Source organism: Thalassotalea insulae (genome assembly GCF_030161395.1).
Lineage (GTDB): Bacteria > Pseudomonadota > Gammaproteobacteria > Enterobacterales > Alteromonadaceae > Thalassotalea_E > Thalassotalea_E insulae.
Genome location: NZ_BSST01000001.1, coordinates 1,869,074 through 1,890,182 on the forward strand (window position 1 = coordinate 1,869,074; position 21,109 = coordinate 1,890,182).

A 21,109-nucleotide genomic window follows, 5' to 3' on the forward strand; every position below is an offset into this window, starting at 1 on the left:
CTATGGGCGAGCTAATGGCCACCCTGGATAATCACCAAAGGTGTCTCCTAACTGGCTATCTGGAGTATAGAAATACAACGGCTTGCCTTTATAGGTCCATTGTCTGGTGCTTGTACTATCGGATTCCGTACGATCTATAATAGTAAACAAACCATAAGGTTGATCAGTATCGCTGGCATATAACGGCGGCCAGGTTTGAGCACAATCATCAAAACATGTAGATTCGCCTGAATCCTTAATATCCGAATCAAAGGTATAGAGGGTTAACGCTTTTAACTCTTCAGCTGTTTTCCCCATACTTGGTTGCAACTCGCCATTAGCGACTAGGATATCGCCTTTGGGATCATGGCTATAAACACGAACAGGTGCTGGTCTGGCAACATACCAAATATCATTGACCCCCTCACCACTAATATCGGCGGCATTAGTATCCGGACTGAAGAAATACAACGGCTTACCATTAATTGCCCATTGTTTATTTCCGTCCATTCTGTTGATAATGCTAAATGGTGCCATCGCAGTATCATCGTCAGTTGCTAATAACGGTGGCCAGGCGGCAATGCAGGAATCTGAATTGCAATTTGAAACACCTTGCATGTCCTGATTAAAAATATACAAAGCAAAACCGGTTTTATCCTCAGTCATGGCTTCAAAACCGCCATTGCCATCACTCACCAGTACAGAAACCATACCTTTAACGGTTAATACTTCACCAAGGGTATTAGTTTCTGTCATAAACTGAGTTTCCATTATCGGATCGATCAAATGCCAAACACCAGCTACGCCATCACCATTTGCCTGACCTTTATCTGTATCACCAATGTAAAAGTACAGGGGTTCGTCTCGATAACTCCATTGGCGATAGCCATCATCTCGAGTAAAAATATCAAAATCCTCGATGGCGCTGTCACTAGCTTTAGCTAAAAAAGGAGGCCAGTTTACTGCACAATCCCCACTACAATTCGATGTATTACTTGCATCATTATCAAAGGTATACAGAGTAAACTGGTCTTGACTTGTTTGCTTGGCAACAAAGTTACCTGAGCCTTCACTATCTTCTGCCAGAATATATGTGATCCCTGTTGAAGTTAGTAAAGTACCGGCTTCATTAGTGCGGAAAGTAGCAGGAGCTGTGGTCGCCAAATGCCAAACATCAGCTACACCGTCTCCGAGTATATCTCCAGCGGCATTGTCACCGGCAAACAAGTAGAGTGGGATACCATTGTATGCCCACTGATGATATTCACCATGGTCGATAATTGAAAATTTGCCCGTTGTGCGAACCCCCTGATCGGCCACTAAAGGCGGCCAGTTGTTAATACAATTTTCGCTAAGACAATTAATCTGATCGATGCTATCTTGGTCAAATGTATAAAGACTAAAGCCGTCTTTGTTCATTCGATTAATATCAACAACACTATTACTAACACTTGCCATTAATATCTGATCACTGGCAACTAATTGTCCCGCAAGCATATCGCTAGAGACAGTGACGGGTAATGGCCTTGCTAAATGCCAAATGTCGTTTAATCCATCACCGTTAATATCACCTTGTGCACTATCATTTATATAGCTGTACAATGGATAATCATGCCAGGCCCATTGCATTGTGCCATCCGCTCTAGTGACCAAAGTAAAATCACCATTTGCCTGAGCGCCACTATCAGCTAGCAAAGGCGGCCAAATTGCTGCACAACTAGTGGCATCATTACTACCACCGACAGGAGCCCCATCTTCGGCATTACAAGCTGAACTACCAGCACTATCATTATCAAAATAATAAAGTGATAATCCTGAGGTTGTGGTATATATCACACCATGCTCGGCTAAAGTCACCATTTTAGGTGTGCTACTTTGAACCGGAAACTCAACGGATGGGCCATCCGGCTCATCAGGGGTATAAGGATCTGAAGGAGTATTGCTACTTCCACCACCTCCGCCCCCGCCTCCACAAGCGCAAAGCCCGATAACTATTAATACAGCTACAATATAATTGGATAACTTATTCATTTTCTTTTTACTCCCAAACAATATTTAGGTCTCAATAGCAATTACGACAGGGAGCAAAAAAAGTTGCAGAGAATCACTTATAAATTTCAATATTGTTCCCTAAACGCTTTACCTATAAAATCATTCCCATGAAAAAATCTAATTACATCACCCGCGAAGGCTGGGATCGTCTTGATCAGGAGCTTAAATACCTGTGGAAAGATGAACGTCCGCGCATTACCAAATCTGTTTCAGAAGCGGCAGCTCTTGGCGATCGCAGTGAAAATGCCGAATATATTTATGGTAAGAAACGGCTGAGAGAAATCGACCGTCGGGTTCGGTTTTTAATGAAACGATTGGAAGATCTTAAAATCGTTTACCCGGAAAAACAGCAGGAAGGCAAAGTCTATTTTGGTGCCTGGGTCACTTTACTAAATGAAGAAGATAAAGAAGTCACTTATCGCTTAGTGGGGCCGGATGAATGGGATGTCAAAAAAGGTGAGATCAGCATCGACTCGCCCATGGCGCGTGCTTTATTAGGTAAACAAGTTGACGATGAAGTGATCGTTAACACCCCGGAAGGCCAGCGTGAGCTGGAAGTGATCAAAATCTGGTATAAATAATGTCAGGAAATTGGCAAACATTTGGGTACGAATTTTGCTGCATTGGGAAAGTCAAAAATTGATGATTTATAAGGAAATATCCCAATGCGTTATACATTACTGGCCGCGACCTTATTAAGTGCGTTTACTGTCAATGCAAGTGAAAACTCGGTTAACGAATATATAGGTAAAATCTCAGATGTCTTGATCGATAAAAGCAATCAGATCAAGATAAGTGTGGAGCAAGAAGAAGGTAACGAGCTTGAATGTCAGTTATACGAAAATAATCCATGGCCATTATATTTTTCAAGCGATCAAGGCTATTCAGATAAATGGTTTGAAGTCGTCAATTTAGCTCGACGCACTCAGGAAACTTTGCGCATTGGCTATACTCCAAGTTCCACTGCCAATTGCGCCATCGAATACTTAGCGCTGTCGCAAAGTAATGGCGCCAGTCCGGATGATGATTATGTTAGCGATGGCTTGACCCGTTCAGGGCAATACGGCAATATCGCATTGATTTACACCAACAACCTCACTGAAAGTAGTTATACCGCTTCCGATCATTACAATGCCGATACCGCCGCCAGCGCTTTTGATGGCTATACCTATAGTGGACAGATCACCGAAGAACTCGGTGAGCGCATTGAACGCGGCATCTGGTTAGTGAAAAAAGATAAGGAAAATAACGAGCAAGGTTATTGGCTACAGGTAAGATTCAACCAGGAAGTTACCATCTCGGGATTCCGAATTTTAGTCAATGATAAATCCGTCGAACTAGGCCGAAGTCCGAAAAGTATCACTATCGAAGTCTCCACCGATGGCAATAATTTTACCGAACATGAGTCTTATCGTTTATCTAAAGCCGTCGACCAACGTGGTAACTTTACTGAAATCGTCACCGCGAAATATCTTAGGGTCAGAGTCAATTCCAACTATGGCGATAGTTTTATCGAAATCGATGAACTAGAAATTTATTCCGATTATTAAAAAACACCTCAAGTTACCTCCACTTCACATAAGTAATACGCTGATACTAATTATCAGCGTATTACACTAATGAATTAAGCTAACACCAAACTAAAACTAACGCATAAGCCGCCGTACTGGCGATTCGCCAGCCGTAGCTTGCCACCGTGATTAGTGACAATTTCATTACATAGCGCTAACCCGACACCGCTACCGGTCGACTTAGTGGTGAAAAATGGCAATAACGCTTGCTGCATCTGGCTGTCAGTCAATCCCGAACCACGATCGTAAATACTAAAAGTTAATAAGTTCGCTTGCTGGGTGATATCAACCCCCACCTCCTGCTCATCTGAGCCGGACTCTTTAGCATTTTTCACTAAGTTAATCACTACCTGCTCAATTTGTGCGGCATCAAGCTCGGCATATTGGCTGCTAACATTAATTTCGCACTTCACCTGTATCAACGTAGCTAACTGCTGTAAAAATGGCGTGAGTTCAACCTGGCTGATAACCGGCTTAGGTAATTTAGCAAACTTGGCATATTGGCTAATAAACTGGTGCAGATGATCGGTGCGATTAGCGATAGTTTCCAACACATCATTAAGCATATGAACATGCTCCGGATTTTCGATAATTTTCTTCGCCGAACGAGTCAAAGAAGCAATCGGAGCCAAAGAATTATTTAATTCATGGCTGATTAAACGGATCACTTGCTTCCACATGTTCGCTTCTTGCAGTGAAATTTCCGTAGTAATGTTTTTTAGCAAGTAAAGCGAGTGTTCACGACCATTTAACATAAACTGCTGGCAGTTAACATGAAAAATAATGTTTTGCTCATCGATGACATCACTGACAAAGCCATTAGTTTTTTCATCGATTGCCGTTTGTAATGCAGGTGCTAATTGCTGATAAATATCAAAGAAATTACTACCAATAATTTGCGGTTGTTTTAATAATTCTTTCGCTGCCAGGTTACTGTAAACAATACTACCTGAGTCTGTGGTCAACACTAAAGCAACTGGCGTGCTCTGGATCACGGTATCGAGTAATAATTCACGCTGAAAAATATCCATACGCTCATTTCGCAATATCGTCGTTAGCTCATTATAAATACCAATAACACTGTTCACTTCCTGATATTGTTGATCGTAAATCGTCAGACTAAAGTCATTATCTTTCAGGCTATTAATGCCGCTATTTAACGCAGAGAGGGCTTGCCTAATTGGCGTCAGGTGCCAACGAAAAGCCCCAATAAGCAACGATAGAGTACCAGCGGTTAACATCAATAGAGCAATTGGATGCTCACTATAGTATTGATGATAATAACTAAGCAGCGCGCTAAAACTAATAAACAACAAACAAACCGTGATCAACAAACGGCGAAACAGCGATTTTTTTCTCATCTTTAGTCGATCTCAAACTTCTTCATGCGGCGATATAAAGCTGAACGACTTAAACCTAATTGTTTCGCTGCTTCTGAAATTACGCCGCCAGCATCACTGATAGCTTGTGTAATATCCTGAGCAGTCAGTTCTTCATCCCGACTAACTAATTCAGGTACAACCACATCCAGTCCCAATACGTCAGCGCTGACCAAATTATCCTGGGCTAATAATGCCGCTCTTTGCATAACATTTTTCAGCTCCCTGATATTCCCAGGCCAAGGATAATATTTTAACACCTGAGCCGCTTGTTCGGTCAGGCTAAAGCTTTCCCCTAAGAAATGCTCTGCCAGTGGCAGGATATCGGCTTTCCGTTGATTAAGCGCCTGCAGCGGCAATTCAATGACATTCAAGCGGTAATACAAATCTTCTCTAAAGTTTCCTTTGGCAATTTCCGTCTTTAGATCGGCATTAGTGGCACTGATTATTCTGACCTTAACTTTTATCGTTTCGCTGCCGCCAATACGTTCGAACTCACCGGTTTCCAGTACCCGCAGTAACTTTGCTTGGCCATCAAGAGACAGATTGCCGATTTCATCCAGAAAGAGGGTACCATGATCTGCCAGTTCAAAACGGCCTAAACGGCGTTTAGTGATGCCAGTATAGGCACCAGCTTCTGCACCAAATAATTCTGCCGCCATTAAATCTTGCGGCAGCGCGCCAACATTAACTTTAATAAACGGGCCGTTGGCACAACTTGAATTTTTTTGCACTATCTCAGCGATTTTTTCCTTACCTGTACCATTTGGCCCGGTGATCAACACCGAAACGTCAGAATGCGCTACTTGGGTCGCAATCTGCAACAAATTCAGCATTGCAGTACTTTGAAATCGCAAACCGCATAAGTCATATTTTTCCGCCAGTGAACGTCTATCCCTATGCTGTTTCAGCGCATGACTATGGTTAGAGCGTTGGGCGTCATTCAATTCAATCAGGTTATTAATGGTAATGATCAGCTTATCATCATCCCAGGGTTTGCTGATGTAATCACTGGCACCTGATTTCACTAATTCAACCGCAGTTTCCAAGCTAGTCCATGCGGTCATTAAAATAATCGGCAAGTCGTCCCATTGCTGACGAATTTGCTTAAATAACTGAATGCCTTCTTCTCCGGAGGTAGTATCCTGAGTGAAGTTCATGTCCTGTAGTACTAAGTCATAATGCTGCGCCGCTAACGCCGCCAAACCATCTTGCGGTGTCAACTGATGGTCACAACACATGCCATTAAGGGTAAATAACACTTGTAATGCTTTAGCAACATCAGGATTGTCATCAATGACAAGAATTTTTTTACTCATAAAAATAGTTATCCATAGCACGGGTTGTTATACCAATGAAATTAGGCAATTAACAACCCGTTACCTTTTTCCTTAGTGTATCACGAGTGAGCCGAAATCAGGCACTGCGAGTGACTATTGCAGGTGCAACATTCGCGGCACGTTTTGCCGGAAACCATACTGCTAATAGATTAATTAACCATAACGCTAGTGCTGTCACCGCAAAGATACCAACATTAAATACGTTTTCTTCCATCCGTTCAGATACTTCAAAGGTAATACTTAAGGTTAACGCCAGCCCAATAAGCAACCCGGTTAGCGTCAAGATGCTATTTTCGGTTAAGAAATAGCGCATGATATCACTCTTTTTCGCACCAAGTGCCCGTCTGGCACCAATTTGCTTGCGCTTTTGCGTGATTTGAAACGCAGTTAATCCGGTAATGCCAAGCGCAGTAATAATCACTAATACCGCACTGATCACTAAGAAAGTGAGCGCCCGACTACCTCGGCCATCATACATACGTTTTTGGGTACGTTTTAGTAACTCACTGCTGTTAATATAACGACCACGCTCTTGGTAAAAAATGGCCAGAATATCTTCCAAACTTGCACTTGCCATTCCCTGCTCCATACGGATCAAATAATGCGGTTGTTCCGAGCTACTCCAGGTCACCTGAGGCCGAATAATACTGTGATATGACAAACCATTGCCATTTAAACGTTCACCCGTCATAAAGTTATTATAAATGCCCACTATCTGTACCGGATCACCTTGTGCTTCCAGCCAGATGGTTTGCCCGATCGCAGAACTGTCACCAAACAAAGCTTTTGCCATGTCTTCACTGACCATTACCACTGGCGCTCGCTCCGTCAGATTCGCTTGTTCACCTTTAATAACATCAGCCGCCGTTAACCAACGCCCTTCAATCAGTTGCAGTGACAAAACATCAAACAAATTTTCATCACTCTCAAACACTACCGTACGGTAAGGTTGCGCCTCTTTTTCCGCGCTAGTAAATACTTTGATGACATTTTCTGCGGTAAATGGTACTGCATTTGATGGCGCAATATTCACAACTCCCGGCATTTGCTGTACACGTTCAATATCACGAATTATCGCTTGCTCAATATTCTTATTTACTTCATAAAACTGCGGCGAAATACGAATTACGTCATTGTGCGGGATACCAGAAGGCATATTCCAAGCTCGTAATGTCGTGGCAGCAATTAAAATAGAACTGGTCAGCACTCCCATAGTAAATGCCACCTGAATAATGACCAGAAACGCCATAAATTTATTATGTTTTAAACTTAACAATATCGGTTTAATATCCATTGTTCTGTCCTTATTGAGATTTCAACTGGCTTGCTGGCGGGATGTTACATAAGCGCCAAATTGGATAAATACTAACAACCAAAGTACAAAGGACACTGGTAATAAATGCCTGAAAAATCATTACAGTATCTAATTGATAATAGTGGACGATGTCTTCCAAACGCATAGTATAATCAGAGGCATAAAGACGTATACGCATCATGCCTTCAAGCCCAAGATAAGCGACTAAAATGCCTAATACTCCGCCGATAAGGCCGATAATAATGACCTCTAAAATATACTGATTGATAATGGTGAACTTTTTCGCACCTAATGCTCGGCGCAAACTCACTTCTTTGGTTTTACGCATAAACTTCGCTAGCATAATTCCGATGGCATTGAGCAGACATACCGCAAAAAACAACGTGGCAATTAAAGAAAAAGTTTGAATATAACCATTGTTAGCATTAATAAACGCCATTTGCTCATCCAGATTAGTCACATAGGTTTTAATTTCCCGAGGAAAACGCCCTAAACTTTTTTGTGACGCGACATAATTATTTAATTGCTGTTTGTATTGCGTTAACAATTCGTCATTTGGAATTTCGGCCCAGAATGTGATCCAGGCACATTCAGAATTAAGCAACTGCTCTTTATTTTTGGTACGAAATGATCGAGATATTGAGGCATTCTCCGCCCAGCAATCAAATACCGCACTACGCGGCATATTGAGATTAAGTGCATATGAATAAGGAATAAAATAATTATCTGGGCGACCTGTACCGTAACTGCGGTTATAAAACTTGCGGGTGTTTTCCCAGTCATCATAAACACCGGCAATTGTTAACATATTGGTACCTATGCGTACTGTTTGACCCACGCTATTAACACCACCGAATAACTGATCGTTCATCAGTTTACTGATCACTATTATTGCCTGACCACTTTGATCAGCCGCTTTATCCCAGCCTTGGCCATATACAAAAGGCATTTCAACCAGGTCAAAAAAAACACTACTAGTAACACCGCCACGAGTGCGGATCGGTGTGATATTTTGTTCTTCAACGTTTAAAATACCGTAAGTCGACCAGAAAAAAGTTTGGCTAACACCAGGAATCGCTAATTCCATCAGATTAATCGTATCTTTGTAGGTAAAGTCGACCATTTCCATAGGCTCATCAATGTTTTCCGCTGTGATTTCCCTATTGTCCATTTGCACCAGATAAATGTTTTGACTTTTATGCGGCAGAGGAATTTGTGAGCTTTGATAACCTATGGTTTTCACTGTGGTATATAAACCTAAACCGATAGCTATGGTGACCACAGTAAGCACGGTCAACGACATTCGCTCTTTCAGGCTGTTAATTGCCAACTGTAAATTGTAACTAAACATTAGATGTTCCCCTGTTTACGCCGAACGAATAATCTCGTCTGTCACTGACTTTTCCAAATCACTGACCTGACCATCAAAAATCTGAATATTACGGTGAGCACGGCGTGCCAATTGGTCATCGTGAGTTACCATAATAATCGTAGTGCCTTTACTATTAATGTCTTCCAGTAATTCCATCACTTGCTGCGCCATCAAAGAATCTAAGTTACCCGTTGGCTCATCCGCTAACAAAAATAACGGATCGCCGGCTATCGCCCGAGCAATCGCCACCCGTTGTTGTTGACCACCAGATAATTGCGTCGGCAAATGCTGCATCCTCGATGCCAGGCCCACAGTTTCTAATGCATGCTCAATTCGCTCCTTTCGTTCTTTAGCATTTATGCCACGATAGCGAAGTGGAACATCAACATTGTCAAAAAGGGGTAAATCAGGCAAAAGATTAAAGCTTTGAAAAATAAATCCAATTTTTTGATTTCGTATTTCTGACAATCGATCATCACTTAATCCCTTAACATTTTGACCATCTAAAAAGTAATCACCGTGTTCAAAGGTTTCTAATAACCCGGCGATATTTAAAAATGTAGTTTTTCCCGAGCCGGAAGGGCCGGTCACCGAAACAAATTCACCACTTTTAATATGTAAATTGACGTCTCTTAACGCATGTGTTTCTACTAAGTTAGTTCTGTATATCTTGCTGACGTTATCCATTTTTAACATGGGATTCTCCTATTTAGTCAGATAAATTTGATCACGACTGTTGAACAAATCGAGGCTTGAAATCACTATTTGATCACCCGCCTGTAAACCGGCTACAACTTCAATTTCACCTATGCTTCTCGCACCAAGGTTGACACTGGTACGAATGGCATTATCACCATTGACGACATAAGCAATACGACCACCACCGCTTTCGACAAACGGACCTCGGCGCACTTTTAAAACATTTTCTTTTGATTCAATTAAGATACGGGCACTGACACGCTGGTTTTGACGCAAGTTTGCGATACCATTTTCATTAAAACGTAAGCGTCCTTTAACTTGGCCATTATTCACCTCTGGCGATATAGCAACGATTTGTCCCATATGGTTTTCCCCGTTAAAGCTAATTTCACTGGCCAGGCCGACACCTAAATCATCAGCAAAACTTTCCGGGATATTCACTTCTACTTCAAAGACGCTAAGATCAATTACCGTGATCAGCGACTCATTCGCAGCAACATTGTCTTTTTCTCGGATACTCACGCTACCAATAATGCCGTCTGTCGGTGCAATCAAAATCAGTTCCTGAACCTGGCGTTTAAGGTCATTTACTACAAATTGTTGACGGTCGAGCTGAGACTGCTTACGTTTTAACTCAAACGCCATGCTTTCTTTTTGTAGATCAAAATTTTGTTTTGCATGGCGATGAGCGAGTAAAGCACGTTTATATTCTGCAATTTTTTCTTCGTATTCTTTTTGGCTGATCAATGAATCTTTAATGCTAATTTCCGCTCTATTTTTATTAACCTCAGCTGCCTCTAAATTCACCGCCGACATTTCTATGGTTTGCTGAGTATTTAACTGTGACGTTTTGATTTCAATTTGATGACGGCCAACTTCCAGTTCTAATTGATCTAAAGTTGCCAATTCTTGCTCATAACGGTTTCTTAATTGCGGACTATTTATTTCTGCGAGTTTTTGCCCTTGTGTTACCGTATCACCTGCTTTAATAAACAAACTAACAATGCCAGGGGCTTTTGCATAAAGTGTTGGACTATTCGCCGCAACAATTTGCCCTTGTACACCGATATCACGTTGCAAATTACCACGCTCAACTGTGGCAAATCTCAATCGCTCGGCCGCCACCGTTAAGTCAGAAGAAAACATACTGTTAAATTTGGGTGCGGCATAACCAATAACACTGATAATAACAATCAATACCAGAGCAATTTGCATGATCCGTTTTTTGTTAAAGTGTGGCTGCTCAATCTTAATATCTTGACCAGAAGTGTCTCTCAACATAGATATGTTCCTGTAAGTGAAATTGACTGTTACCGAAGTAACACTTTCGTAATAAGGTTGTTAACAGCAAAGAAAGTGCCAACACTTATACGGTTGATTTTATTGAATTTAATTTAAAATAATAAAGAGCGAACAGTGTCCTGTTCGCTCTAACTGATGACCGAACAGCTAGATTAGCCACAGGTGGAATCTGTACATTTATCCAAAAATTCGTTACATTGAGCACGCATCAGTTGAAAAAGGCAAACTAGATGAAAGTCTAGGACGCAAAGCCAGCGGTCTAAGGAAATTTGAAAAGTTTCTATGATGGCGTAGCTACCGACACTGGAGTATTGAATTGTAATACCAAGTTGCTTAATAACAGCTCAATATCCCTTGTATACCAGCAGTTTCTGCTGCCCATTTTCAGCATGCACCTTAATTAACCACTTTTTAAAGAGTAAATTATGTGTGATCAACAAAGAAAAACCTACGATGCCGATAGGCAGACTATAATTGATAATGAAAATTATATTATCGGTATAAATAACCTGTTTCTTTAACAGTCAAGAGATCAGGTTTGCTATCAACCATGGGCAAAAAACTGACTTATGCCAATTAAACAACTAAGGATAATTAACATAAGGTATATCAATGAAATCGATTATTATTGCTATTTTTTTCGCGTTAACGCTGTGTGCTTGTAACGAACCAAAAGAGATTAGTGCCGATCAAGTCGCAGTGGCATTTTTCGACGCCCTCTATAATCAAAAAGATATCAAACAAGCCACCAGTTACTGTACACCTGATTTTGCCAAGCAGCTCACTCAGTACCGCACCGCGCAAAATGCCGCTCGTCGTTTATTTAATATGTCTTTTGACTCAACAAAAATTGATGCGGCGCTCGCAGACTTTAAAGTAAGAGAAGAGTTTAATACTACCGGTAAATTAACCATTTTATTTACTGGTGATCGTCATGGTAAAACCTATAAAGAACTCAAAAGCATAAAAATGGTTAAAAAAGGTCAAACCTGGCTGGTTGATGAATTACTCAAAGATCCTATCGCTAGCTAGCGAGTAATAGATGAGTTATTGCTTAACTTGCGCTAACTCATCTATTAATCTGTTACTGCGCAATACGTACACCAACCGGCGTTTGGCAAATATCTAGCACTTGCGGCGGTTTTTTGTAGAAAAACGTATGATCGCGTTGTTTGCGCTCGGCTAACTTCTCGGCATATGTTGGATGCTCGGTATTTTTCACTTCCAGATTAAGGCGCTGCGCTACTGGCACATCCGTCATCAATTGCACTTTCACCATAGGAGTATAATCTTTTTTATCCACCTCCGTTGCACCTTCAATGACTGAGGTACGAGTGATCGACTGGACATGATTCATGCCATAAACTACTCGGCCAAATACCGTCATAATGCGGTCTAAATAGCGAGGTGCCTGACCATTAGGGATATAAAAATGGCTAGTGGCGGTATCAGGCTCATTTTCCCTTGCCATGGCGATCACGCCAGGACAATGTAACAACCAGGCCTTTTGCTCTTTCGGGCTATAACCCAAAGCAAAACCGTCTTTAAAGCCAGTTTGCGGCGCGAATAAGTCATTATTTTGTACTAAAGTGAATGACCACTTATTATCAACCGCAAAATCTCCTTCAATTTTTAACGGCGCTACTGATTTATCCTTTTCGCTGGCGTCTTCCGGCCCCCCCTGAGCGACAAAGCCATCGATCACCCGATAAAACTTTTCTCCATCATAAAAGCCTTTTTTAACCAGCGTCTTAAACTGCTTTACATGGTTTGGCGCAAACTGAGGTGCCAGTTCGATCACTACCTTGCCCTGAGGTAAAGTCATTAGTACGGTATTCTCGGGATCCAATTTACGCCATTGAGAGTCTTGCGTCTGGCTAAACGAGCTGGCAGAAGCGAACAGAACTAAGCTACAGGCAAGCGCTAACGATTTCATTTTCATAATTTTTTCCTAATTGTTGTTGCTGTTTAGTTAACCAAATCAGCTCGCTTGGCGCAATCCCTAAGCCCTGATACACTAGCGCCGGTTATCATCAAATAAGCAAACGGAGATAAAAGTGAATAAAAGCATGATCACTAACCTCTTGGCACTGGCATTTACCCTAGGCGGCTGGTATAGCGAACAGGCCATCATTTACAGTATTGGGCTATTTGCCCTGTCCGGTGCCATTACTAACTGGTTAGCGATACATATGCTATTTGAAAAAGTCCCGCTGTTATATGGCTCTGGGGTGATCCCGGCACGTTTTGAAGATTTTAAAGCCGGTATTCGCAACCTAATGATGGAACAATTCTTTACCGAGGAAAATATCGATCGCTTTCTATCTGACAGTACAGGTCACGCCAGCACCTTAGACTTGGCGCCGGTCATTGAGAAAATCGATTTATCACCAGCGTTTGACGATCTAGTCAACGTTATTGAAAACTCGTCTTTTAGCGGCATACTTGCTATGGTTGGCGGCGCGCAAGCATTACAACCTATGCGTGAACCTTTTATTGATAAAATGAAAGAAACCATGGGACGGATCTCGCAAAGTGAGCAGTTTAATACCATTTTGCGTGATCAGCTTGAACAGCCAAATGTCATGACTAGCATGAGGTTAAAAGTCAGCGATATCATCGAAAAAAGATTAAATGAATTAACCCCACAACTTGTAAAGGAAATTATCCAGGAGATGATCCGTAAACACCTAGGCTGGTTAGTGGTTTGGGGTGGTGTATTCGGTGGAATTATCGGATTTATCGCGGCAATTACCAACAATATTTAACATTTTACCTTTCCGCAACGCCTAATAAAACCGTATAGAAATCGTTGCGGAAATTTTCACTTTTTCCATCTCATTTAATTCCGATCTTTGTTAGTGCCAAATGGACTATATCTTAGTGGGATTTTTAATCTAAATCCCTTTAATTTTCGCTTGTTTAAAGCTATGCTTGCGCTTTAATCAATGTGGATTTTAAATGCTAATTTTGCGACGGCGCAAAACCTAGTAAAATCCCTCTCTTGCTATAAGGTAAATGGAGACATGTTTGGTAGCTTAAAGGCTTTGCCAGCCGATCCTATTTTAGGTCTATTGGCTAAATATCGTGATGACGCGAACCCTCAAAAAATTGATTTAGGGGTAGGTGTTTATAAAGATGAAGCTGGACATACAGCAATTTTAGATTGTGTAAAAAAGGCTGAGAAATATCGTCACGACAATGAAGATACCAAAGTTTATATTGGCCCAACCGGTTCACCATTATTTAACGACGAAATGAGCAAACTGATTTTTGGTAACCACAAAGTGCTTATCGAGAATCGTGCTCGTACCGTTTCAACGCCAGGTGGAACAGGTGCATTACGCGTTGCCGCTGAATTTATTAAATCATGTAAAGCTGGCGCAACCATCTGGGTCAGCAACCCAACATGGGCAAACCACACAGGTTTATTTGAAGCTGCAGGTTTAACCGTTAAAACATATCCTTATTATGATTACGAAAATAAAACCTTAGATTTTGACGGTATGTTAGCTGCGCTAAAAGAAGTAAGCAGCGATGATGCTGTGTTATTACACGCTTGTTGTCACAATCCAAGTGGTATGGATTTAACCAATGAACAATGGCAACAAGTTGCAGAAGTCGCAAAAACTGTTGGTTTCTTACCTGTTGTTGATATGGCTTACCAAGGTTTTGGTGACGGTTTAGATGAAGATGCCTATGGCTTACGTTTAATCGCTGACAGCGTTGAAGAAATGATCGTTTGTAGTTCTTGCTCGAAAAACTTCGGTCTATACCGTGAACGTATCGGTGCAACCACTATTATCGGTTCATCTGCCAACGCAGCAGATATTGCTAACTCAGTATTATTATCAGTAGTGCGTTGTATCTACTCTATGCCGCCAGCACATGGTGCCGCACTAGTAGAAACCATTTTAAATTCTGATGAATTACGTCATCAATGGTATGGCGAATTAAAAGAAATGCGCGACCGCATTAATGGTAACCGTCAGTTAATCGTTGATAAATTAATAGAGAATGGTGTAACTCGTGATTTTAGCTTTATCACGCGTCAAAAAGGTATGTTCTCTTTCTTGGGTATTACCCCAGAGCAAGTACAACAATTACAAGACGAGTACAGCATCTACATGGTAGGTTCAAGCCGCATGAGTATTGCTGGTATAGCTAACTCCAATGTCGATTACTTAGCGCAATCTATCGCTAAAGTGCTGTAACACTATTCACGTTACTAATAAAAAATAAAAGCCTGTCAGCGATTCACTGACAGGCTTTTTTTACGCGAGTGTAACGGTCAAATAAACTTAGAGACTTCTTTAAGCACTTTTTCTCAGTTTTACCTCATATGCACTAAGTTGATTACTAGTAATATAAATAACAGCGATCAAAACAGACTACTGAAGCGCCTATTTTAACACCAGAATTATTTGGCAACCAAACAGGCCTAACAATGCTATTCGCTGTGATCGGCCTGTCACAATAAAATATTTATTATTGTTGCTGCTGCAACAGTGCCATACGGCTTTGGTCAACGAGTCGTAATTGACTCAACTGATACGGCGGTAATACGCTAGCTTGTTTTAACAATTGCGTATCAAAAATTAACTGCACGTGTTGTTCACCCGGCTGTAAATAATGTGCAGAGCGACTTAGCATCACCTGCTGTTGTTCGCCCAGCTTATTTACCCCAGAGACAATAGCGCTAATTTCATAACGCCCTTCACTGGCGACCTCAACACCAATAACGGCATGGGTATTTTCAACTGCTACCTTGCCCGTCATTTTCGCGGTTGGCTGGCTAATCGCAAACGCTACTTTACCATTACGGCTAATCTTTAAACCATTATCACTGGCGTGAGAGGAAACTTGTAACTCGTACAACTGCCCAGGTAAAGCTGACGTAGCCATTTCAGGTAAAGTAATACTGTATTTACCATCATGCTGTTGGTATTTAACCGGCATAACGTCACCATTGGGTGATTTAATAACTGCGCTATAACGGCTATTGTCCAGCTGGTCATTTTTATTATGCATAGCCATATCCAGTTCCAAATGTTGAGTGGCTAAAATCGACTGGCGAGGAATCGTTACTTTCAATCGGTAGGGTGAGCCTTTTTCTTTAACATTAATAAGGTAACGCTCATGACCGTTAAGTTGCTGATTAACTTTTAACTTAAATACGCCTTTGCCTATACGTTTATCAAGTTGCACCGCACTACTATTAGGAAAAATATTGGCGGTAGCAAATTGCTGTTGTGAGACTTTTTGCTTAAATGGACTAGACAGTTTTTCTGCGCCTTTACTGAGCGCTATTTTTTCCGGATCGATAGCGAGACTATTCACTGCACCCGGAGCGTTGGCACGTTTACCCGATAAGCGAATTAACGCACCTGGCTGAGTAATATTAACATCTAGGCCATCATTTAACTGTTTGCCCGTTACCTCAAGCCAATATTCATCACTGGTATGGGTAAATGGTTTCGCTGCAAACGATAGCTGCTGCGTGCTGTTTATCGGTTGACTAAAATGTAGCGACTTACGTTCCACTTTATGCTCAGGTGCGTTTACCGAGACTAAGTCAAGCGATTGGCTAGAGAGTGGGCGGGCCCATAGTGACGAAGAGAGTAATATCGCACTGACACTTAAGGCACTATAGGTAAGTGTTAAAAATTTCATCTTTATCTCCTTATATGTCATTTCTGATAATTACGTCTAAATTAAAGCAATCTCGGCGAGACTGCTGATGGCTTAACGGCTCACTATCGCTTGTTCTTTGTTTGTCGGTAAACCAGACCGAACCAGCGCCAGCTTGTGAACTACATTCCAAAAAACCATCAGAGCAGGAATCCAACCAGTTCTGTGTTGTTTCAAGTGCTACCTGATACTGATAACCCGCACAGTAACTGTCCCCATCCCAAATGGCAGACTCCACATCTGAACCAATCACTGTTTTAAAAGTAGAAGGTAAACCGGGACGACCATTGGTTCCCAATAACCAGTTATCGTTATAGTAAGCCATCCAGCTCACTTGCTGCTGTTTTACTGCATCGGAATCATAGCCAAGTAACCAGCCCAAGCTACTTTCAAAAACATTGCCTTGAGTTACCGCATCGGCAAGTGGTGTACCTAAACTTGACGGAGCAAGCGCAATCACTTCTGTAGTTTTGCTGATAATAGCCGGATAACGGCTATCGTAAGTTGGATTAGACAAAATCCAACGTACTACATTGCCGCCATTTGAATGAGTAAGTAAGGTTAAACTGGTAATACTTTTGGCTGATATAAAACTGTTAAGCTGATTTGCTAAGCAACCGGCAGCATCCTCAGCCCACATATATTGATCAAAGTCGCAATTGATCACCGTGTACTTACTGCTATCAGGTAAGCCCTGACGAACCGAGTTAACAAAGTCTCCCGTCCAGTAATCGTTATAGGCATCGGTCTGGTGCCCAGTTCCATGGATAAAGGCTAAGCCCTGATTGGCACTTGCTATTCCTGTTATTGCTAAATAGTTAAGTACTATGGCTGTCATTATTTTTTTCATAGTAATTCCTGTTGTTAAATTTTTATCTATTTAATTAAACAGGTTTGAGGTCAAACCTCTTACCTGTTTAATTTAGTTTTAACAGCCAGTTAATCTTTTGCAAGGTAAAAAAACGACGAAAATTCATACATATCTGCCATCAGATTTAAGTCTGTATTAAGTAGTTACTCTAAACCTAGTCGGATCACTTTAAACTAAATAAGCAGTTGTAATTACGGAAAGGGCAATGGTGTTTAAAACGTGGACACCTACCTATTACACTTTTTACCTAAAAATAGATAAAAAGCATAAATTTACAGTTTATTCAGTAGAACCAGCATGTAAAAGGACCGGCTGATCAACTAACAGCAGGTTGCTCAAATGCTGGCAACACTTAAAAGCTTCTATCAGAAATCGCCACTCTGGCTGCTGAAGAATTTGCTCCAAAATGGTGTTAATTACAGGCATAAAAAAACCTCGTGAGTACGAGGCTTTTTTAACGCTGGGTTAGACACTTTATTTCAACACAGAGAGCTCTATCTGACTAGCATTACCTACCTGATGATAAATCCTGTGATCCGCTTTAACAAAATCAGCTTCCATCGCCTTAAAGATATTATCAACATAGTGTTGCGGGTTACGATCCAGGAACGGGAACATGCTGCTTTGTACCAGAATTTGCAGTTTGTGACCGCGCTTAAAGGTATGCATGACATCATAAAGCTCAAAATTCACCGGCGTAACCTGGTTTGGCACAAAAGGTTTAGGCTCAGTCATCGAGTCACGAAAACGGCCACGAATTGACCCCCAACGCACCAGCTCATGCCGATTACCTAGAGTTTTATCCAGTTTGTTATTGTTTTCATCTTTTGCCGGAAAGACATCGACTAACTTAACGATCAGATCGGCCGCCGACTGAGAAGTACTAAACTGCAATTTCAGCTCAATATTGCCAGATAAGGTCATATCTTCGGTTAACGGTTCAGTCTCAAAAATCAAAACATCCGGACGACGAGCAGCAAAACGCTGATCTTCTGCCATATATTCACGATCCCAACCGCGACCGATTTTTTTCGAATGAGGAACCGGCTTATTTGGATCGCTTAGATATTCAGAAAAGCTATTTTTAACTTTTGGCTTGTCGGCGCTCAGGCTTTCATTGGCCTGTAAATACAAAGTTTGTTTAGTTACCGCGTTCGGCGGCCATTGCTCAAAGCGTTGCCAACGGTTTGCGCCAGTATCAAACACTGTTGCTTGAGCTATATAAGCATCATCACCAGATTTTAAATGTTGATTAAAAAAAGGTAACAAGACATTTTTCTGAAACCAGTCACTGGTATTAAAGCCATTGTCTGCTTCGCCCATTTTATTACCGTCATCTCTATTCCATTGGCCGTGGAACCAAGGCCCCATCACTAGTTGTATATGGTCTTTTTGATTACCATGAGACATGGTTTGATAGGTTTTAAGTGGGCCGTATAAGTCTTCAGTATCATACCAACCACCGACTATTAGAGTCGCCGGTTTAGTATTATTTAAATGCGGCAGTAAATTGCGTGACTGCCAGTATTGATCATAATTGGGGTGCTCTGTTAATTCATCCCAGAACGGACGCTTATTATGAAAATAGCTTTTATTAACGTTAGATAACGGCCCTAAATCAAGAAAAAACTGGTAGCCATCGTGAGTTGCCATATCCTGACCTTCTGGCCAATAGCTATGTTTTTCTTTCGGGAAATTATCAAAAGTATCAAAAAAGACAAAAGCCATCGGCAAGGCAAAAGCGCCATTACGGTGAAAATCATCAAAAAACCAGTCAGCAATCGGTGCTTGTGGTGAAATGGCTTTTAATGCCGGATGAGCGTTAATAGAGGCGACAGAAGTGTAATAACCTGGATAAGATGTTCCCCACATGCCAACCTTACCGTTATTGCGCTCAATGTTTTTCACTAACCATTCGATACTGTCATAGGTATCGGTGGCATCATCAACCGCATTTTTGCCGCGCAGGTAAGCATCTTGTGGTCGCATATTGACATACTCGCCTTGAGAGCGAAATCGCCCTCTGACATCTTGAAAAACAAAGATAAACCCCTCTTTTTCAAATGCTTCAGATGGCCCTAAACGGCTTCGATAATTATTAACCCCATAAGGGCCAACTGAGTAAGGAGTACGTTGCATCAAAATAGGATGGGCTTTTGAATTATCGTAAGGTGTATATACCGTGGTAAAAAGAGTTTTATCATCACGCATTGGGATCTGATATTCGTATTTTGCATAATGCTGACGAATATAATCCGCCCGCTTATCCGTTTTATTATTATCGGCAAAAACAGCGGTAGTACTACCAATAAATAGTACAGCGACAATTAGCAGTTTTCTTAACATAGAGGGGCATCATCCATTATTATTTTTGTAGGCAAAATTATTGTGACAAGGATGAAACCTATAGGCAAGCTACAACCACAAACCACAAAAAAAGGCTCTATTAAGAGCCTTTTAAATCGTACAAAATCAATTACGAGTGTTTAAAGTTAGCACGAACTAACAAGAAACTAATGCCAATAAGAAACACTAAAATAGTCGAAGGTTCAGGTACCTCAACTGGTGTTTTTGTTCTTACCGTTTGGACATTAGCAATTAAGGTATTGTTGGTATAAAAGCGAACATCATCTAATTGCGCACCATCGCCAGCAATAAAGGCACCGTTATTAGCAAGGAAGGTACCGCTAATATTAGCGCCACCAAAATTAAAGGTAGTTTGACCGTCATTAATAAAGTTAAAAAATACATTGGCTGACGTTAAGCCTCCTGTTAATAAAATCCCTGCACCTGAACCAACAAAGGCATTACCGCTAATATTCAGTATTAACTGATCGCTCGCAGAACCATTAATGGTTAAATATTCCCCTGACGTCAAATCAATGGCTGACACAGCCAGCGCATCATAAGCATTAGCCTGAATAGCAACCGAGCTATTGATGGCACCAAAATCAATCCCGCCTAATGCACCGGCCTGCTCATTTGCTTGAGCAATATCTAATGACAATTGGTCAAAGACAGCACTGTTCTCCTTCACGACATCGCTACATTCAGATGCCGTTCCGCTAACATCAGCTCCAGCGGTAATATTTGCAGAACATGCATCGCCGTAAACAATTGCACCGCTACCAAAACCTATATAATTGCTGGCCGCAACACTGCCATGAATCCAGGCTTCACTACCAAGATTCAAATTACCGCCTACTGGCATACCAAAAAAATCATATTGGCCTACTGCCATAGTATATTTATCAGCGACACCCAAATCGATTAATCCTGCATGTGCAGATGGCAATGCCAGCACAAGCAATAACTTTGCAAATACCCTTTTAAAACAAGACATTATATTTCCTTTTATCTACACCCTTGAAAATGACAGCGCTATCATACATAAAAACTCAAGCAAAATCTTTATAATTCGTTCAAAAAAACACCACCTCCTGTTAACTAATTGTAAAAAAAACGGTACAAAAGCCTGGGGCAAGGTGAGGCTCTACTGTTCGCGAACAGCTAATCGAGTGTTCGCACAACTAATGCG

General features: G+C 41.3%; 17 protein-coding genes and 1 riboswitch. Of the genes, 5 read left to right on the forward strand and 12 right to left on the reverse strand.

Annotated features, from left to right (window positions below):
* Positions 1 to 2,010, reverse strand: a complete 2,010-nt coding sequence (locus QQK06_RS08495; RefSeq protein ID WP_284244232.1) for a hypothetical protein — start codon at positions 2,008 to 2,010, stop codon at positions 1 to 3.
* Positions 2,011 to 2,138: 128 nt separating this feature from the next.
* On the opposite strand from QQK06_RS08495, the gene greB reads away from it, so the two are divergent.
* Together greB and QQK06_RS08505 are read left to right on the forward strand one after the other, a co-directional pair.
* Positions 2,139 to 2,612, forward strand: a complete 474-nt coding sequence (gene greB / locus QQK06_RS08500; RefSeq protein ID WP_284244233.1) for a transcription elongation factor GreB — start codon at positions 2,139 to 2,141, stop codon at positions 2,610 to 2,612.
* 84 nt (positions 2,613 to 2,696) lie between these two features.
* Positions 2,697 to 3,581, forward strand: coding sequence for a discoidin domain-containing protein (locus QQK06_RS08505; RefSeq protein WP_284244234.1), 885 nt, complete (start codon positions 2,697 to 2,699; stop codon positions 3,579 to 3,581).
* Between the two features lie 74 nt (positions 3,582 to 3,655).
* Here QQK06_RS08505 and QQK06_RS08510 read toward each other — a convergent pair whose 3' ends face one another.
* The 6 genes from QQK06_RS08510 to QQK06_RS08535 all read right to left on the reverse strand — a co-directional run bounded on the left by QQK06_RS08510 (position 3,656) and on the right by QQK06_RS08535 (position 10,988).
* Positions 3,656 to 4,963, reverse strand: a complete 1,308-nt coding sequence (locus QQK06_RS08510; protein ID WP_284244235.1) for a sensor histidine kinase — start codon at positions 4,961 to 4,963, stop codon at positions 3,656 to 3,658.
* A gap of 2 nt (positions 4,964 to 4,965) precedes the next feature.
* Positions 4,966 to 6,300 carry a sigma-54-dependent transcriptional regulator gene (locus QQK06_RS08515; RefSeq protein ID WP_284244236.1) on the reverse strand — a complete coding sequence of 445 codons (1,335 nt, stop codon included), beginning with the start codon at positions 6,298 to 6,300 and terminating at the stop codon, positions 4,966 to 4,968.
* A gap of 97 nt (positions 6,301 to 6,397) precedes the next feature.
* The gene (locus QQK06_RS08520; protein ID WP_284244237.1) at positions 6,398 to 7,615 is read right to left on the reverse strand and encodes an ABC transporter permease; all 1,218 of its coding nucleotides are present in this window, start codon (positions 7,613 to 7,615) and stop codon (positions 6,398 to 6,400) included.
* Positions 7,616 to 7,625: 10 nt separating this feature from the next.
* Entirely contained in the window at positions 7,626 to 8,987 is a 1,362-nt protein-coding gene (locus tag QQK06_RS08525) for an ABC transporter permease (protein ID WP_284244238.1), read from the reverse strand.
* Between the two features lie 15 nt (positions 8,988 to 9,002).
* The gene (locus QQK06_RS08530) at positions 9,003 to 9,704 is read right to left on the reverse strand and encodes an ABC transporter ATP-binding protein (RefSeq protein ID WP_284244239.1); all 702 of its coding nucleotides are present in this window, start codon (positions 9,702 to 9,704) and stop codon (positions 9,003 to 9,005) included.
* A gap of 9 nt (positions 9,705 to 9,713) precedes the next feature.
* Positions 9,714 to 10,988, reverse strand: a complete 1,275-nt coding sequence (locus QQK06_RS08535; protein ID WP_284244240.1) for an efflux RND transporter periplasmic adaptor subunit — start codon at positions 10,986 to 10,988, stop codon at positions 9,714 to 9,716.
* A 231-nt stretch (positions 10,989 to 11,219) separates the two neighbouring features.
* A riboswitch (cyclic di-GMP riboswitch) is annotated at positions 11,220 to 11,311 on the forward strand.
* A 310-nt stretch (positions 11,312 to 11,621) separates the two neighbouring features.
* Between QQK06_RS08535 and QQK06_RS08540 the strand changes: the two genes are divergently transcribed.
* Positions 11,622 to 12,041 (forward strand): hypothetical protein, encoded by a 420-nt coding sequence (locus tag QQK06_RS08540; protein ID WP_284244241.1) that lies wholly within the window; start codon positions 11,622 to 11,624, stop codon positions 12,039 to 12,041.
* 52 nt (positions 12,042 to 12,093) lie between these two features.
* On the opposite strand, the gene QQK06_RS08545 is transcribed toward QQK06_RS08540, so the two are convergent.
* Positions 12,094 to 12,951, reverse strand: coding sequence for a peptidylprolyl isomerase (locus QQK06_RS08545; protein WP_284244242.1), 858 nt, complete (start codon positions 12,949 to 12,951; stop codon positions 12,094 to 12,096).
* Positions 12,952 to 13,066: 115 nt separating this feature from the next.
* Here QQK06_RS08545 and QQK06_RS08550 point away from each other — a divergent pair, with 115 nt between their 5' ends.
* A complete protein-coding gene (locus QQK06_RS08550; RefSeq protein WP_284244243.1) occupies positions 13,067 to 13,777 on the forward strand; it encodes a DUF445 family protein in 711 nt (236 codons plus the stop codon).
* Positions 13,778 to 14,035: 258 nt separating this feature from the next.
* Positions 14,036 to 15,223 (forward strand): amino acid aminotransferase, encoded by a 1,188-nt coding sequence (locus QQK06_RS08555; RefSeq protein WP_284244244.1) that lies wholly within the window; start codon positions 14,036 to 14,038, stop codon positions 15,221 to 15,223.
* A gap of 274 nt (positions 15,224 to 15,497) precedes the next feature.
* Here the strand turns inward: QQK06_RS08555 and QQK06_RS08560 are convergent, their stop codons facing one another.
* The 4 genes from QQK06_RS08560 to QQK06_RS08575 all read right to left on the reverse strand — a co-directional run bounded on the left by QQK06_RS08560 (position 15,498) and on the right by QQK06_RS08575 (position 20,914).
* Complete coding sequence (locus QQK06_RS08560; RefSeq protein ID WP_284244245.1) at positions 15,498 to 16,682, reverse strand: DUF4785 domain-containing protein; 1,185 nt, start codon at positions 16,680 to 16,682, stop codon at positions 15,498 to 15,500.
* A 10-nt stretch (positions 16,683 to 16,692) separates the two neighbouring features.
* Complete coding sequence (locus QQK06_RS08565; RefSeq protein WP_431313658.1) at positions 16,693 to 17,538, reverse strand: hypothetical protein; 846 nt, start codon at positions 17,536 to 17,538, stop codon at positions 16,693 to 16,695.
* 507 nt (positions 17,539 to 18,045) lie between these two features.
* The gene (locus QQK06_RS08570) at positions 18,046 to 19,917 is read right to left on the reverse strand and encodes a CocE/NonD family hydrolase (RefSeq protein ID WP_284244247.1); all 1,872 of its coding nucleotides are present in this window, start codon (positions 19,915 to 19,917) and stop codon (positions 18,046 to 18,048) included.
* Between the two features lie 130 nt (positions 19,918 to 20,047).
* Positions 20,048 to 20,914 (reverse strand): PEP-CTERM sorting domain-containing protein, encoded by an 867-nt coding sequence (locus QQK06_RS08575; protein ID WP_284244248.1) that lies wholly within the window; start codon positions 20,912 to 20,914, stop codon positions 20,048 to 20,050.
* Positions 20,915 to 21,109 lie beyond the last annotated feature (195 nt).